Origin of the sequence: Jiangella alkaliphila (assembly GCF_900105925.1) — a bacterium.
Lineage (GTDB): Bacteria > Actinomycetota > Actinomycetes > Jiangellales > Jiangellaceae > Jiangella > Jiangella alkaliphila.
In genome coordinates, this window is record NZ_LT629791.1 from 846,474 (window position 1) to 860,318 (window position 13,845).

At 69.6% G+C, this 13,845-nt stretch carries 17 protein-coding genes, 1 tRNA gene and 1 pseudogene; 9 read left to right on the forward strand and 10 right to left on the reverse strand.

What is annotated here, in order from left to right; translation table 11 throughout:
- The first annotated feature begins 592 nt into the window (after positions 1–592).
- Together BLV05_RS03920 and BLV05_RS03925 are read left to right on the forward strand one after the other, a co-directional pair.
- Positions 593–1,885, forward strand: a complete 1,293-nt coding sequence (locus tag BLV05_RS03920) for a hypothetical protein (RefSeq protein WP_197683525.1) — start codon at positions 593–595, stop codon at positions 1,883–1,885.
- Positions 1,882–2,418 carry a GNAT family N-acetyltransferase gene (locus tag BLV05_RS03925; protein ID WP_046766383.1) on the forward strand — a complete coding sequence of 179 codons (537 nt, stop codon included), beginning with the start codon at positions 1,882–1,884 and terminating at the stop codon, positions 2,416–2,418. Before BLV05_RS03920 ends, BLV05_RS03925 begins: the two co-directional genes overlap by 4 nt.
- Positions 2,419–2,441: 23 nt before the next feature.
- On the opposite strand, the gene BLV05_RS03930 is transcribed toward BLV05_RS03925, so the two are convergent.
- The 3 genes from BLV05_RS03930 to BLV05_RS03940 are packed head-to-tail and all read right to left on the reverse strand — an operon-like array spanning position 2,442 to position 4,029.
- The gene (locus tag BLV05_RS03930) at positions 2,442–3,290 is read right to left on the reverse strand and encodes a helix-turn-helix domain-containing protein (RefSeq protein ID WP_046766382.1); all 849 of its coding nucleotides are present in this window, start codon (positions 3,288–3,290) and stop codon (positions 2,442–2,444) included.
- Complete coding sequence (locus BLV05_RS03935; RefSeq protein ID WP_046766381.1) at positions 3,290–3,826, reverse strand: DUF6879 family protein; 537 nt, start codon at positions 3,824–3,826, stop codon at positions 3,290–3,292. The genes BLV05_RS03930 and BLV05_RS03935 overlap by 1 nt, the downstream gene beginning before the upstream one ends.
- Positions 3,823–4,029: a hypothetical protein gene (locus BLV05_RS03940; RefSeq protein ID WP_046766380.1), complete on the reverse strand. Its 207-nt coding sequence runs from the start codon at positions 4,027–4,029 to the stop codon at positions 3,823–3,825. Before BLV05_RS03940 ends, BLV05_RS03935 begins: the two co-directional genes overlap by 4 nt.
- 40 nt (positions 4,030–4,069) lie before the next feature.
- Between BLV05_RS03940 and BLV05_RS03945 the strand changes: the two are divergent.
- From BLV05_RS03945 to BLV05_RS03960, 5 genes and pseudogenes are all read left to right on the forward strand, one after another.
- Positions 4,070–4,801 (forward strand): annotated as a pseudogene (locus BLV05_RS03945) (type IV secretory system conjugative DNA transfer family protein); the annotation flags it as partial.
- 46 nt (positions 4,802–4,847) lie between these two features.
- On the forward strand, positions 4,848–5,336 hold the full coding sequence (locus tag BLV05_RS03950) for a single-stranded DNA-binding protein (RefSeq protein WP_152690511.1): 489 nt from the start codon (positions 4,848–4,850) through the stop codon (positions 5,334–5,336).
- Between the two features lie 18 nt (positions 5,337–5,354).
- Positions 5,355–5,885: a hypothetical protein gene (locus BLV05_RS03955; RefSeq protein WP_046766379.1), complete on the forward strand. Its 531-nt coding sequence runs from the start codon at positions 5,355–5,357 to the stop codon at positions 5,883–5,885.
- A 5-nt stretch (positions 5,886–5,890) separates the two neighbouring features.
- On the forward strand, positions 5,891–6,205 hold the full coding sequence (locus BLV05_RS35510; protein WP_160312692.1) for a helix-turn-helix domain-containing protein: 315 nt from the start codon (positions 5,891–5,893) through the stop codon (positions 6,203–6,205).
- A gap of 10 nt (positions 6,206–6,215) precedes the next feature.
- Positions 6,216–7,697 carry a tyrosine-type recombinase/integrase gene (locus BLV05_RS03960; RefSeq protein WP_052762002.1) on the forward strand — a complete coding sequence of 494 codons (1,482 nt, stop codon included), beginning with the start codon at positions 6,216–6,218 and terminating at the stop codon, positions 7,695–7,697.
- 30 nt (positions 7,698–7,727) lie between these two features.
- Here the strand turns inward: BLV05_RS03960 and BLV05_RS03965 are convergent, their stop codons facing one another.
- The 7 genes from BLV05_RS03965 to BLV05_RS03995 form a co-directional block, all read right to left on the reverse strand.
- The gene (locus tag BLV05_RS03965) at positions 7,728–8,060 is read right to left on the reverse strand and encodes a YnfA family protein (protein ID WP_046766378.1); all 333 of its coding nucleotides are present in this window, start codon (positions 8,058–8,060) and stop codon (positions 7,728–7,730) included.
- 88 nt (positions 8,061–8,148) lie between these two features.
- A complete protein-coding gene (locus BLV05_RS36420) occupies positions 8,149–8,835 on the reverse strand; it encodes a thioredoxin family protein (protein WP_082154848.1) in 687 nt (228 codons plus the stop codon).
- Between the two features lie 123 nt (positions 8,836–8,958).
- Positions 8,959–9,393: a DUF6069 family protein gene (locus BLV05_RS03975; RefSeq protein WP_152690509.1), complete on the reverse strand. Its 435-nt coding sequence runs from the start codon at positions 9,391–9,393 to the stop codon at positions 8,959–8,961.
- Positions 9,390–9,704: a hypothetical protein gene (locus tag BLV05_RS03980; RefSeq protein WP_052762001.1), complete on the reverse strand. Its 315-nt coding sequence runs from the start codon at positions 9,702–9,704 to the stop codon at positions 9,390–9,392. Before BLV05_RS03980 ends, BLV05_RS03975 begins: the two co-directional genes overlap by 4 nt.
- Complete coding sequence (locus BLV05_RS03985; RefSeq protein ID WP_046766376.1) at positions 9,701–10,411, reverse strand: heavy metal-responsive transcriptional regulator; 711 nt, start codon at positions 10,409–10,411, stop codon at positions 9,701–9,703. Before BLV05_RS03985 ends, BLV05_RS03980 begins: the two co-directional genes overlap by 4 nt.
- A gap of 353 nt (positions 10,412–10,764) precedes the next feature.
- Positions 10,765–10,838 (reverse strand) — tRNA-Pro (locus tag BLV05_RS03990).
- Positions 10,839–10,922: 84 nt separating this feature from the next.
- The gene (locus BLV05_RS03995) at positions 10,923–11,846 is read right to left on the reverse strand and encodes a metallophosphoesterase (RefSeq protein ID WP_046766375.1); all 924 of its coding nucleotides are present in this window, start codon (positions 11,844–11,846) and stop codon (positions 10,923–10,925) included.
- 46 nt (positions 11,847–11,892) lie between these two features.
- On the opposite strand from BLV05_RS03995, the gene BLV05_RS04000 reads away from it, so the two are divergent.
- Both BLV05_RS04000 and BLV05_RS04005 read left to right on the forward strand, forming a co-directional pair.
- Positions 11,893–13,377, forward strand: coding sequence for an MFS transporter (locus BLV05_RS04000; protein WP_052762000.1), 1,485 nt, complete (start codon positions 11,893–11,895; stop codon positions 13,375–13,377).
- 14 nt (positions 13,378–13,391) lie between these two features.
- On the forward strand, positions 13,392–13,844 hold the full coding sequence (locus BLV05_RS04005; RefSeq protein ID WP_046766374.1) for a GatB/YqeY domain-containing protein: 453 nt from the start codon (positions 13,392–13,394) through the stop codon (positions 13,842–13,844).
- Position 13,845 lies beyond the last annotated feature (1 nt).

Below are 13,845 nucleotides of genomic sequence, written 5' to 3' on the forward strand. Positions count from 1 at the left end.
CGGCCCAGGCGCACGGCCAAGGCGCCGCACAGCTGGCACAGGTCGATCGGCGGTGCGGGATCCAGCGACCGACCGGCACATGCGCCTTCCGCACCGCCTCGGCGTAGAGGTCGATGCGTTCCGCCGACCAGTCAACGAGGCCGTGCCCCTGCACGCGGGCGGTGAAACCAGCCATTGCGGTTCTCCATCTCCGGGGAGCGTTCTGCGGTGTTGGCCTGGTGGGTGGGCGGGCCGTCGAGGATCGGCGTCCGTTCGCTCCGCCTGGATGAGTGGAACGACACCCAGCGCACGAGGACGTCGAGCCTTCTCCCGCTCGTGATCTCTGAGCGGGCAGACGGACGTTGGTCAGCGCGGCCTCACGAACGTGGCAGCGGCGTCGATAGACCAGAGGGCTGGTCTCCCTCGACGAGCCCAGCGGCCGTGGCGGTGACGTGTAGCGTTGACCATGTCGAAATCGTCCTGTCAGTGGTCCGGACATCTCGACCGCCACCGGCGGACATGTGCGGGTCCTGGCAGGACATCTCGGTGACATCGGTTTCCCGCGTCGGGCTGGGGAGCGACGCTTGCTCTCAGTGGGATGGGAGGTGACGACGTGACGGATCTGCAGCCTGCGACTCTCCTTCACTGGCTGATCGTCCAGAAGGACTGGACCTTCGAGGACGCAGCTCACGAGTTCGAGGTCACCGCGGAGAGGGCGGGGATCAGCGCGACGATGAGCCCGCGCCACCTCGGGCGGATGGCACGCGCCGAGACGCGTGGACGCTCGCCGAGCGCGCCAACGCGACGCGTGCTTCGGCTCCTCTTCAATCGGTCCGTCGACGAGCTGCTGTCGCCTCCTCCCTCGGATCTAACCGACGCAACCGGCGGAAACACCGGTCTGGGAGATGAGGTCGACATGGCGGCTGAACGCGCACGAGCCTTTGGCGAGCGGTCGCGGTCGCGACTGACCGACGAGGCGATGGAACAGATTCAGGATGAGGTTCGATCACTCGCGACCGACTACCCGCAACGGCCGGTCCTTCAGCTGCTCCCCAGCTTGATCAAGGTCCAAGGCGACCTGATGGACCTGATCGAGACCCCGCAGCAGCACCCGATGCATCTGCGCCGGCTCTACTTCCTGACCGCGGTCACCTCGGGCCTGGTCGCCAAGTCCTCACACGACCTGGGCCGCGCACCCGCGGCGATGACACATGCCCGCACCGCGCTCCTGTGCGCCGAGCAGGCCGGCCATGACGGCCTGCGGGCATGGATCAACGGTCTGGAGAGCCTGTTCAGCTACTGGTCCGGACGCCCACGTGACGCCGTGCGATACGCCCAGCGCGGCGCCGAGTTCGCCGAACGCGCGGGCTCCACAGTCGCCGTGTGGCTCCCAGCGAGCGAGGCTCGAGCGTGGGCCGCCCTTGGCCGCACCGACGAGACGAAGGCCGCCATCGGGCGAGCCGAATCCGCGCTTGACGGCGCGCAGCCAGACGACCTCGACGATCTCGGCGGCCTATGTACCTTCTCCCGCAGCCGGCAGCTGTACTACGCCGCCGACGCGCTGGCCTGGCTCCCGACGGCCGGGGCCGACGCAGAGCGATACGGCGAAGCCGCCGTGGCCGCCTACGCCGCGCACGACGACGACTGGGCCTTCGGTGACGAGGCCGGCGCGATGAGCGACCTGGCGGTCGCGCGGATTCAGCGTCAGGAGCTCGACGGCGCCGTCGAGGCTGTCCGGCCTGTGCTCGATCTGCCGCCGGAACAGAGGATCCATGGCATCGCCTCCTCGGTGGAACGCGTGCACGGGGCGCTGATCAGCTCCGGTATCCGATCCGCTGATGCTGTCGAGCTTCAAGACGAGATCGAGTTCTTCCGCCGCGCTGCGCTACCCGCGACCGAGCAGTGAGCGACACGTATCCGCTGAGCCTGCACGGGCAGCGGGTCAGCCTGCGCGAGTTCACGCCGGACGACCTCGACACCATCGCCGGCATCGCCGGCGACGACCGCGTGACGACCTTCCTGTCCTTCGACAGCCGCACCCGCGACCAGGCGAGCGCGCTGCTGACCGGCATGCTCAGCAGCGCCAGGACGGAACCGCGCGCCGAGTTCTACCTCGCGATCGAACCGCTGGCCGGCCCGCCCGCCGTGGGCTTCATCCGGCTCGCCCTCACCGGCGTTCAAGCGGCGAAGGTCGGCTACGCCGTCGCGGCTGACCACTGGGGCCACGGCTACGCGACCGACGCGGTCCAGACCGTGATCCGCTACGCGTGGGATGTCCTCGACCTGCACCGGATCACGGCCGCGATCGGCCCGCAGAACGCCGCCTCCATCGCGGTCGTCAAACGCGTCGGCATGGAATACGAAGGGCACCTACGCGATCACGTCTTCACCAACGGCGCCTGGCGCGACTCCCTGCTGTACTCGATCATCCGCCAGTGACGACAACGCGACTGCGGCGAGGACTACGGCACCGCTCGTGGCAGTTGCGCCATCAGTCCAGTGATCAGCTCTCGGACCTCGGCGTCGTAGACAGCTGCGCCGGCCAGGTCGTTGAAGATCCTGGCGTAGGCCTGCAGCTCGGAGGACTCCGTGATGTGGAGTTCGGCGGTGAAGGTCTCGGCACGCACCAGCTGCTCGTCGAACAGCCAGAATCCGTGCACGGGCATCACCGGGCAGGTGGCTTCGAACGGGATGATGCCTAATCGAACCCTTCGCATCGTCGACGCTGACACCAGGCGGTCGAGCTGGCCCTCCATGACGGCGGGGGGACAGAGCCGGTACCGAAGCGCAGCCTCGGTCATGACGATGTGGAAGCGTTTGCCCGGCGCGTATAGCACGTGCTGTCGCTCCATCCGCGCCGCGACGGCGTCATCCAGGTCGTCTGGAGAGCCGTTGTAGGTGACGGCTTCGGCAAGCCGGCACCTGGCATAGTCCGGCGTTTGCAGGAGCCCCGACACGCACGAACTCTCGAAGTTCTGGATAAACCGCGTTTCGGCCTCCATCGTGGCGAAGTCACGTTGATGCCTCGCCATGCCGGCATGGAACTGCCGACGGTGTTCTTGGTAGTGCGTCTCGAGCGAGAGTAGGGCGCCGAGGAGCTCGGGCAGGTGTTCGGCCGCATCGCAATGGCTGGCCCAGAGTTCGAGGTCACGCACGGACGGCGTTTGCTTGCCGAACTCGATCTTGGAGACCTTGCTTGAAGGCCAGCCACCTGCGCGCTGCGCGAGGGCGCGCCCCGTCAGCTGGGCCGCGATGCGAAGGTCTCGGAGACGGTGGCCCAGTGCCTCCCGCTCGCGCTGGAAGCTGGACATTACCTGCTGCTGGATGACCTTCCGCGAAAGTCCTGCCACCGAATCGCGTGGTGCCAGGCCAGGTCGCGCCACTGGCAGCGAAGCACGACTTGGGCTGGGTCGTCGACGACCTCCACGCCGAGCAACCGGTCATCGTCAGCGAACCGGAGGATGGCCAGCGTCCTGGAGTCGAAGAGCCAGAAGTCCTCGTTCGGCAGCGACAGCTCGTTCGCACGGTCGCGGGTGAGGTACCGGATGTCCTCCCCGGCGCCGACGTTGAGTCTTGCCAAGTCCATCCCAAAGAGCGTGTAGTCGCTGAACGGCTCACCGACCACGCGAACCCGTTCGACCCGTTTGCCGGCCGCGGTAGCCGCCCGGATGTCTTCCACCCAGTCGGCGAACCAGGCGTCGGCGGCGGGTTCACTCGCAAGGAACTTGCGCAGAGGCTCCTTCTCCTCGTCTTCGACGTACTGCTCCCGCGTCTCCAGCCGGAATGCTGTGTGCTCGTAGCGGTCGAAGAGGTCGCGGAATGCGGCGCCGGCGAGGAGTTCGGTCATCGGGCCGAGTCTCCCAGCTGCAGCACGTCGGCGGGGACCTCCACGATCGTCTCGTCAGGTGCGAGGTCACGCAGATCTGCGAGGGCGTCCGGATCGGTCACGATCTTGCCTTGCACCACGAAGGTGCCGCGGTCTGTTGCGTACAGCGCTGGGCAACCGTTCTTGCCCGAATCCGAGGTCTTGCCCAGGTAGGTCAGTCGCATGCGTGCGCCTCCAGGTCCGCGAATGAGATCCGTCCAACGGGCGCTGGCCGACCCCCGCGTCCTGGACGCCGTCACACCCCGTCCCGGCGAGCACTTCGACCCCGCGACCTTCCTCACCCAGCGGGGTACGGTCTACCTGCTCGCCACCGGCGCCGGAGCCGGCGCCTCCTCCGCGCTCGTCGCGGCGTTCGTCGAGGACCTCGTCGAGACCGCTCGGCGTCTCGCCGCGCGCTCGCCCGGTGCCCGGCTCGACCCGCCGCTGCTGCTCGCGCTGGACGAGATCGGCAACCTCGCCCCGCTCCCCTCGCTGCCGGTCCTGATGGCCGACGGCGGGGGCTCCGGCATCACCACCCTGCCGGTGCTGCAATCGATGGCCCTGGCCCGCACCAAATGGGGCGACAACGCCGCCGGCGCGATCTGGGACGCCGCCATCGTCAAGGTCATCCTCGGTGGAGCGTCCAACTCACGCGACCTCCAAGACCTCGCCGTGCTCATCGGCGACCGCGACGAATACACCGGCTCCACCACCGTCGACGCCCACGGCGGCCGCTCCAACCAGCAGTCCATCCGCCGTGTCCCGATCCTCCCGCCCGATCAGCTGCGCACCCTGCCCTTCGGCACCGGCGTCACCATCCTGCGCGCCGCACCGCCGATCATCACCGACCTGCGCCCCTGGACCACCCGCCCTGACGGCCACCAGCTGGCCGCCGACCGGGCCGGCATCGAAGCCGCACTGCGCAACGGCGGGAACAGGCGCCTACCTCCCCAATGACGACGCCACCCAGTCCAGATGGGTGACCCGGAGCCTGGAGGTCCTCGTGGCGATCAAGACCATGCAGTCCATCAACGGGTTCATCGCATCCGATCCCCAACTCACCTTCACCAACGGCAAGGCCCGCTTCTACGCCCGGATCGGCATCCGCCACTACGAGCCCCTCGAGGGTGGCCGTTTCCGCGATCTCGAGCCCACGTTCCACGACCTCGTCCAGTTCGGGAAGTCCGCCGAACGCTCCATCGAACTGCTCCGCAGAGGCGACAACTTCATCGCCCAGGGCTCCGTCCGGACGTACACACGCGACAACGACGGTGTCGAGGAGGAGGCCGAGCAGTTCGTCGCCAAACGGATCGGCCACGACCTCAACCTCACCAACTACACCGTACAACGCAAGAACGCCGCCGCTCAGCAAGCCCCCGGCCACGACACGCCCGCCGCAAGGGCTGCCGCGCCCACCATCCAGCGGCAGCCGCAGTTACCACCTCCCGCACCGCCGGCACCTCCACCGCAGCCAGACACGATCACCCGCTGAGCCTGCTGGAGATCCGCCGTGACCGACCACACCGACGACCCCGACCACGATCTCGACGACGACTGGGAGGGCCCGCCGCCGGCCCGCGCCAGAACTATCGACTGGCGCCGACTCGGGGCGGACGAGGCCGAACACGAATGGCTCGCCCTGAACGCATGGGTCGACTGGTTGCGGAAGGAGTTCGGCCTGCCCGCCCAGGTGATCCCACCGGCCTGGCACCGGCACCCCGAGCTGGTCTGGGAGCTGTCAGCGCTGCACCAGCACTGGCTCAACGCCTACGACGCCGGCCAGCACGCCTCAGCCCCCATCGGCTGGCTCGCCGACTTCCACGCCGCCCGCCAGCGCCTGCGCGACTGGGTCGCCGCCTCCGGCACCCGCCTCGACCGCGACCGCCCAACCCGCATCACCACCTGGCCCGGCGAGAAATCGATCGACCCACCAGAAGACGCGCCCATCGCCCACCGCGACCGCGACTTCATCGCCTTCCTTCTCGTCGACGTCCAACGCCGCAGGGATGATGACGACCCCTTCTCCGCGCCCGGCGGGTGACCGCCGTGAGCGAACGCCGCAGCACTCCATCCGACGCTGCGAATGTCCAGCTGTACACGGCGGACGAAGCCGCCGTGCTGCTGCGCTGCAAGCCGTCATGGCTGAACGAACAGGCCCGCAAACGGCAGATCCCATTCACACTCGTCGGCGGCTCATACCGGTTCAGCACGGCGCACCTGCTCCAGATCATCGCCGACCACGAGCACCTACCGACCGACGCCACGGATCAGGCAAAAGGCCGACGAGGACGTGCACGGTCGACAGCGGCGGATGCGCCACTGCGGGCGCGCCCACCCCGCGCGCGACGCGGCTCAGAGTGAGCGGATCGCCATGGGCTACGCCGAGAAGCGCGACGGCTACTACGTCGGCCGCTACAGCGCCGGACATGGCAGCTGGCCATTGGTCAAGACCGAAGAGGGCGAGACCATCCGCTTCCCCACCAAACGAGCGGCGGTCACCGCCGCCAACGACGAGGAGGCGAAGAGGCGGCAGGGCCGGCGGATCCTCAGTCGCGGACCGATCACCTTCGGCGACTGGGCGAACGCCTGGTACAAGGACCTCGACCTGGCCCAGTCGACCATGCAGAACTACAGGCATCATCTCGAAGAGCACCTGCTGCCCGAGTTCGAGGACGACCTCCTCACCGACATCACCACGGGCAGGATCGGTGAGTGGGAGCGCAAGGAACGCCGTGCTGGCTACAGCCAGTCCTCCGTGCGGACCTGGCGCACCACCCTGTCCACCATCCTCGGCGATGCAGCCGACGAAGAGCTCATCGACGCCAACCCGGCGGTCCGGTCGCGCCGCCGTGGACGACGGGCAGGCCGCCGCCAGGACCGCGGCCCGGAGAAGGCCACCACGAGCTCGCTCGGCGCCCTGCTCATCGCCGAACGCGCCGCCATCCTCAGCGGTCGCAACGACGAGTTCGCCGCGATACAGCTCGTGTACTGGACCGGCCTGCGCTGGGGCGAACTCGTTGGCCTGGAAGCCAGGTTCGTACGGCCAGGAACGCTCAGAGTCGAATGGCAACTCTGGGAGGACGACACCGGCAACTTCCACCGGCTGCCGCCCAAGGACGACTCCTACCGCGACATCGATCTACCCAGCTGGCTGACCGGCCTCGTCAACGACCACCTGTCGCACAATGCCGCTCAACCCTGCCCTTGCCATGGCAACCGCTACCTGTTCCCGGGCCAGCGCAGCGTCCATCCTCGCCGGTCGTCGTTCAGCGACTGGATCTTCGACCCCGCCACGACCGGCTGGTTTCCATCTCGCGGCCAACGTGCTCCACGAAGACCCGTGCCGGTCGCTGCCGAGACCTGGCCGGGGTCAGTCGAACGCGGCCGTGGCAACGCCGCCCGAGCCAGCGCATGCTGGCTGCCGATCGAACCAGATCTCACCCCGCACGGCCTGCGCCACAGCCACAAGACACTGATGGTGGAGCACCGTGTGCCCGAGATCCTGTCCCACGAACGTCTCGGACATCAGCTCGAGGGAATCGGCGGGGTCTACTCCCACATCACCGGCACCATGCGCGACGACCTCATGGACCTGCTGACCACCGAGTGGCACGCGGCGCTGGCCGCGCGCTACGCCATGCACCCGACGTCGCCGGTCACTGCGCTCAACGAGCTCCTGCGGGAACAGGCCGGGCCTAGTCCATTGGACAGCAGCATCACGCTGAACGAACGCCAACCAGACCGGCTCAGGTCTCGACGACCCGCCCTGAAGCAGAGCGCACAGCGGGCAACGATTCATCGGGTGAACTCACCGAACGAGGCGACTCGGGGCTTGGATCCGCCGACCTTGTGAGCACGGAAGCGTGTACTTCTGGTCCTCGGGTCAGGGACGTGGGGCGTACATGATGACGGCGACTCCGACGAGGCAGATCGCGGCGCCGACGACGTCGTAGCGATCGGGGCGGAACCCGTCGAAGATCATGCCCCAGGCGAGAGAGCCAGCAACGAAGACGCCTCCGTAGGCGGCGAGGATGCGCCCGAAGTGCGCGTCGGGCTGGAGCGTGGCGACGAAGCCGTAGAGACCGAGTCCGATGATGCCCGCCCCGATCCAGAGCAGGCCGCGGTGTTCCCGGACGCCTTGCCAGACCAGCCAGGCACCGCCGATCTCGGCGATGGCGGCCACGACGAACAGGACGATGGAGCGGACGGTGTTCACGGTGTGGAAGTTATCGGAGCCGTCCCGACGGCGTGACGGATGCGCCCGCCAGCCGGGATCGCGCTCTGACCGGCGGGCCTGCCCGAGTTCACCGGCTGAGGCCAGCCGCCGTCGCCGCCTGCAGAGCCAGACCGTCCAGGACGGTGCTCTGCTCCATCGGCACGTCCACCTGCATGCGCACCACGCCGCCGCGTGGCGGGCTGAAGGTGAAGGTGAAGAAGGAGCAGCAGCTGGTCTCCCGCGCGGCCAGGTCGCGGGCACGGTCGTCAGCTGCCTCCTCGAGGTCGAGCAGGAGCCGGGTCGGCTCGGGCCGCTCGACCTCACGCAGCGATCGGGCGAAGAGGTCGGCGAACTCATCCAGCCGGAACGGCCGTTCAGCGGTGGGCAGTGTGCACGCATCAGGTGCCCAGGCGAGGAGCTGTGCACTCGAGGGCGCGGTCGCGGCGAGCGACGTGTCCACCATCGCCCGTACCGTCGCCTCCGGGTAAGCGCCGATCAGCGGCGCACCGACCGCGGCACCGGCCCTGAACAACTGCAAGGTCGGTGTCGACCGGACATCGAACCGGGTGACCAACTCGGGCGCCTCGTCCACGTTCACCATGATGAACTCGGCCTGGCCGGCCAGCTCGCGGGCGACGGCGTCCAGGACCGGAGCCATCCGCCGGCACGACCCGCACCAGGTCGCGTAGAACTCGACGAGGACCGGACCGGTGCCGGCGATCACCGCGTCGAACTCGCTCTGATCTATCTCTCGCACCACCGCTGTGCTGCTCACGTGATCCGTCCCTTCGTCATTGCCAGACCGGTGTTCCGGCCTCCGTCTTCGACGGTAAACCTGTTCCTAGGTACCGGTTGCAACCTCTTGTGGTGCACCACACACCGCGCCCGTGTCCGACCCTCACGCTCCGAGCAACCGGCGCTGACGGGCCAGGTGATGCACCGCGGCGAACCACATGCTCCCGACGACCAGATGCATGACCGCCAGCGTCAGCTTCGTGACGGGCTCGGCGTCGTTGAAGAACGGCACCATCACGACCGCCAGCGCGACGCCGGACCAACCTAGCCACGGCCACACCGTCGCCGCGTTGCGGCGGCTCAGTTCCAGCAGGACGCCACCGACCAGCCACGGCACGACCGTCATCACGGCGATCGCCCGCGGCCCGACGGTCTCGGGGCGGTTACCGATGAACGACACCACGTCGAACTCGACCCCGGCGGTCCGGCCAGCCGCGTACACCGCCAGGTTCACGAGCAGCGCGGCCGCGCCGGTCACCGTCAGCAGCAGCGGCTGCGCACCCAACCGTGCCGCAGCCGTACCGGTCGCGGGTGTCACCGGCCCTCAGCTCGCGAACCCGGCTCCTGATCCGGGCCGGTCCCGAAGCGCAGCCCAGGCATACCGACGTCGATCGGCTCACCGGCCGGCGCCGCACAGGCAGCATCCCTTCTCCGACGCCGAAGCCACACCGTCACCACGAGCGCCGCCACTGCGGCAACCGCCAACCCGGGCACCCAGATCGAGCCGGCCACAGCACCGAGCGCCACCGCGCCCGCCACCAGCCACGGCGCACAACACGCCGCACACGCCGCGACGGCGACGATGCCGACACCGCGGCCGGCCCAGGTCGACCCCCGCTCGTCGCTCATGCGGGCAGTCCGGCCACGTCAGCGAGCATGGCTGCACCGGACTCGGCGATGCGCACGGTCAGCTCGATCCAATCGGTGGTCAGGTGCAGAGTCACCCCGGTGCCGCCGGAGCCGTCCTCGCCCAATTGCGCCGCAGCCCAGTCGGCGACTTCTGCGACAAGCGCCGCCGTCAGCGGGAAGACGACCCGAACACCGTCGGGAAGCTCCTCACGCGCCGATGCCTGCGTGAGCAGACGCCGCCACCGCCTCGTCCGGTCATCCGCATGAGCCGCCACCAGCTCGACCAGCACCGGCCCGGACCCGCCCTCGACCACGCAACCGCACGCCGGCCCGCACGCGCCCTTGGGCGCAGGCATGGCCAACATTGCGTGTACCTGAGCCAACCGAGCCGAGAACGCCGCCAGCTCGGCTCGCCGCCGGTCCGCGTCCTCGATGCGCTGCGTCACCAGCGGAAGCATCCCGTCCCGAACGTGCGCGCACACCCCCGAGTCCCAGACGGCAAGCAGCTCGCGGATCTCCTCCAGCGCCAGCCCGAGCATCTTCGCCGACGGGATGAACTCCAGCCGCTGCGCCGAGGTCTCGTCGTACACCCGATAGCCCGACGAGGTCCGCCCGGCCAGTAGCAGCCCCTCAGCCTCGTAGTAGCGCAACGTCGTCGCCGGCACGCCAGAGCGCTCCGCCAGCTCCGAAATCCTGTACGTCCCCATGCCAGGCACCGTAAACCTTCGACCCGACTCGAAGGTCAAGCAATCCGGCACGGGCAGACGGACCCGCGGCCACAGAATCGACAAGGCCCGTCTACGGCGTGCGCCTCGGAGGAAACCGGACACAGCTCGCCAGACAGCAGCGCAACTCTGAGAACGCGCTTCTCGACTGACTCAGGTCACGACCGACCCAGAATCGCATCGCCCAGCAGGCGTTGATTCATCGGATGAATAGTGGTGGATGAGGCGACTCCAGGCGTAGAGCCGCAGACCTGTGGCCAAGATCATCCCCTGGAATTCCCCTGAACCATGATCCAATCACCGTTGAAAGGTGATCAACATCCCTCTGACCTGTGTCGGGGTGACAGGATTTGAACCTGCGACCTCTTCGTCCCGAACGAAGCGCGCTACCAAGCTGCGCCACACCCCGAAGTGCTGAGTCAGCATATCCGAGCCGGGCGCAGGATCGAAATCCGGTTCAGCAGTCGGTCACCCGGTGCTGCGCGGCACGGGCTCAGCGCTCACCCGTCAGCGTCAGCAGGGTCACCTCGGGCGGGCAGGCGAACCTGACCCGCGCATACGGGGACGTGCCGAGGCCGGCCGAGACGTGCATCCAGGCGGCTCCGGCGCCGCCGGCGCGTGGGTGCCGAGACACCCCCTTGGCGCGGGCCGGATCGAGGTCGCAGTTCGTGACGAGCGCGCCGACTCCCGGCAGGCAGAGCTGGCCGCCGTGGGTGTGGCCGGCGAGCAGCAGGCGGTACCCGTCGCGCTGGAAGGCGTCGAGGACGCGCAGGTAGGGCGCGTGCGCCACCCCGATGGTGAGGTCAGCCCCAGCGGGCGCCGGCCCGGCCACATCGCCCAGCCGGTCGCGCCCGAGGTGCGGGTCGTCCACGCCGGCGAAGGCGAGCCGCCGGCCGTCGACCGTCAGGGTGCCGCGGGTGTTGGTGAGGTCGAGCCACCCGGCCGAGCGGAACTCGTCGCGCAGTTCCTTCCACGGGAGGTCGACGGCGCCGGCGTGGTCGCGGGCGTTCTGGTGGCGGATCCGGTCCAGCGGTAGCAGGTACCGCGCCGGGTTCTTCGGACGCGGCCCGAAGTAGTCGTTGGAGCCGAACACGAACACCCCGGGCAGGCTCAGCAGCGGCCCGAGCGCGTCGAGCACCGCCGGGATCGCCTCCGGGTGGGCGAGGTTGTCGCCGGTGTTGACGACGAGGTCGGGCTCGAGCGCGGCGAGCCGGCGAACCCAGGCCGCCCGGCCGCGGTGACCGGGGGTGAGGTGCAGGTCGGACAGGTGCAGTACCCGCAGCGGCCGGCTGCCCGGCGCCAGCACCGGGACGTCGAAGCGGCGCAGCCGGTAGGACCGCACCTCGTAGCCGGCCGAGTAGACGAGCCCGGCGGCGGCCGTCGCCGCCAACCCGAGCGCAACCCGCTTCACGACCATGTCTCCAGAGTCCCACAGTCGGTCGCCGCGAGTACGCTCCTTCACCATGAGCGACGGTGTACGCCTGGCCACTCCGCGCGGTCGCGCACTCCTCGCCGCGACGGCGCTCGGCTCCGGCATGGCCTTCCTCGACAGCACCGTGGTCAACGTCGCGCTGCCGACCATCGGGCGCGAGCTCGACGCCAGCCTCGCGGCGCTGCAGTGGACGGTCAACGCGTACACGCTGACGCTGGCCGCGCTGATCCTGCTCGGCGGCTCGCTCGGCGACCGGCTGGGCCGGCGGCGCATCTACGTCGTCGGCATCGTGTGGTTCACGGCGGCATCGGTGCTGTGCGCGCTGGCTCCGACGGTCGAGGTGCTGATCGCCGCGCGGGCGCTGCAGGGCGTCGGCGGCGCGTTGCTAACGCCCGGCGCGCTGGCGATCCTGCAGACCGCCATCCATCCCGACGACCGGCCGCGGGCCATCGGCGCGTGGGCCGGCCTGACCGGCGTCTCCGGCGTCATAGGCCCGCTGCTCGGCGGCTGGCTGCTGGAGTACGACTGGCGCTGGGTGTTCGCCATCAACGTCCCGCTGGCCGCCCTGACGCTGTGGCTGATCCTCGTCAGCGCCCCGGAGAGCCGCGACGACGAGGCCGGCGGGCGGTTCGACGTCGCGGGCGCGGCGCTCGGCGCCGTCGCGCTCGGGGCGAGCACGTACGCCCTGATCAGCTGGCCCGAGTCGGGCGCGTCCGCCCTGAACGTCGGCATGGCCGTGGTGTCAGTCGCGGCGGCGGCCGGCTTCATCTACCGCGAGCGCGCGGCCGAGCACCCGATGGTCCCGCTGTCGCTGTTCTCCGACCGCACGTTCAGCGGCATCAACCTCATGACGTTCGCCGTGTACGCCGGGCTGTCCGGCGTCATGTTCTTCATCGTGCTGCAGCTCCAGGTGTCGCTGGGCTGGTCGCCGCTCGAGGCGGGCATCGCGACGGTCCCGACGACGATCCTCATGCTGCTGTTCTCGGGCCGCTCCGCCGATCTCGCCAGACGGTTCGGCGTCCGCCCGCCGCTGGTCGTCGGCTCGCTCTGCGGTGCGGCCGGGGTGGCGCTCCTGGTCATGGTCGGCGCCGGCGACGACTATCTCGCCGACGTCCTGCCAGGCGTGACGCTGCTCGGCATCGGTCTGACGACACTGGTCCCGACGCTGACGGCGACTGTCATGGCGTCGGCGCCGCAGCACCTGGCCGGCGTCGCCAGCGGCGTCAACAACGGCGTCGCGCGCGCGGCCGGACTGCTCGCCGTCGCCGCCCTGCCCGCCATCGCGGGGCTGTCCGGTGCGGCCTACGAGGACCCGGAGCTGCTCACCGACGCGTATCAGATCGCGATGGGCGTCTGCGCGGCCCTGCTCGCCGCCGGCGCCGTCGCGGCGATGACGCTGCGCCCACGCGCGCTCACCGAACCGCCGGCGGCGGTGCCCGCCGGTGCCGTCCAGACGGCGTCGGCGGCGCCCGCACCGTGCTCGGCGCCGGGGCTGCCTCCGTCGCACGGCAGCTGAGGCAGACTAGCCTCATGGCAGCCCTGAAGGACCGACTCCGTACCGATCTCACCGCCGCGATGCGCGCCAAGGACGACGTGCGCAAGGCCACCCTCCGCATGGTGCTCGCCGCCATCGGGACCGAGGAGGTGGCCGGCTCCACCGCGCGTGAGCTGACCGACGACGAGGTCACCGTCGTGCTGACCCGCGAGGTCAAGCGGCGCCGCGAGGCGGCCGAGGCGTTCCGCACCGGCGGCCGCGAGGACAGCGCCGTGAACGAGGAGGCCGAGGCGGCCGTCATCGCCGACTACCTGCCGCAGCCGCTCACCGACGACGAGCTGGACACCATCGTCACGGCCGCCATCGCCGAGACCGGCGCGGAGTCGCCGCGCGACATGGGCAAGGTCATGAAGCTGGTGCAGCTGCAGGTCCTCGGGCGGGTCGAGGGCGGCAAGGTCGCTGCCGCCGTCAAGGCGAAGCTGGCCTGAC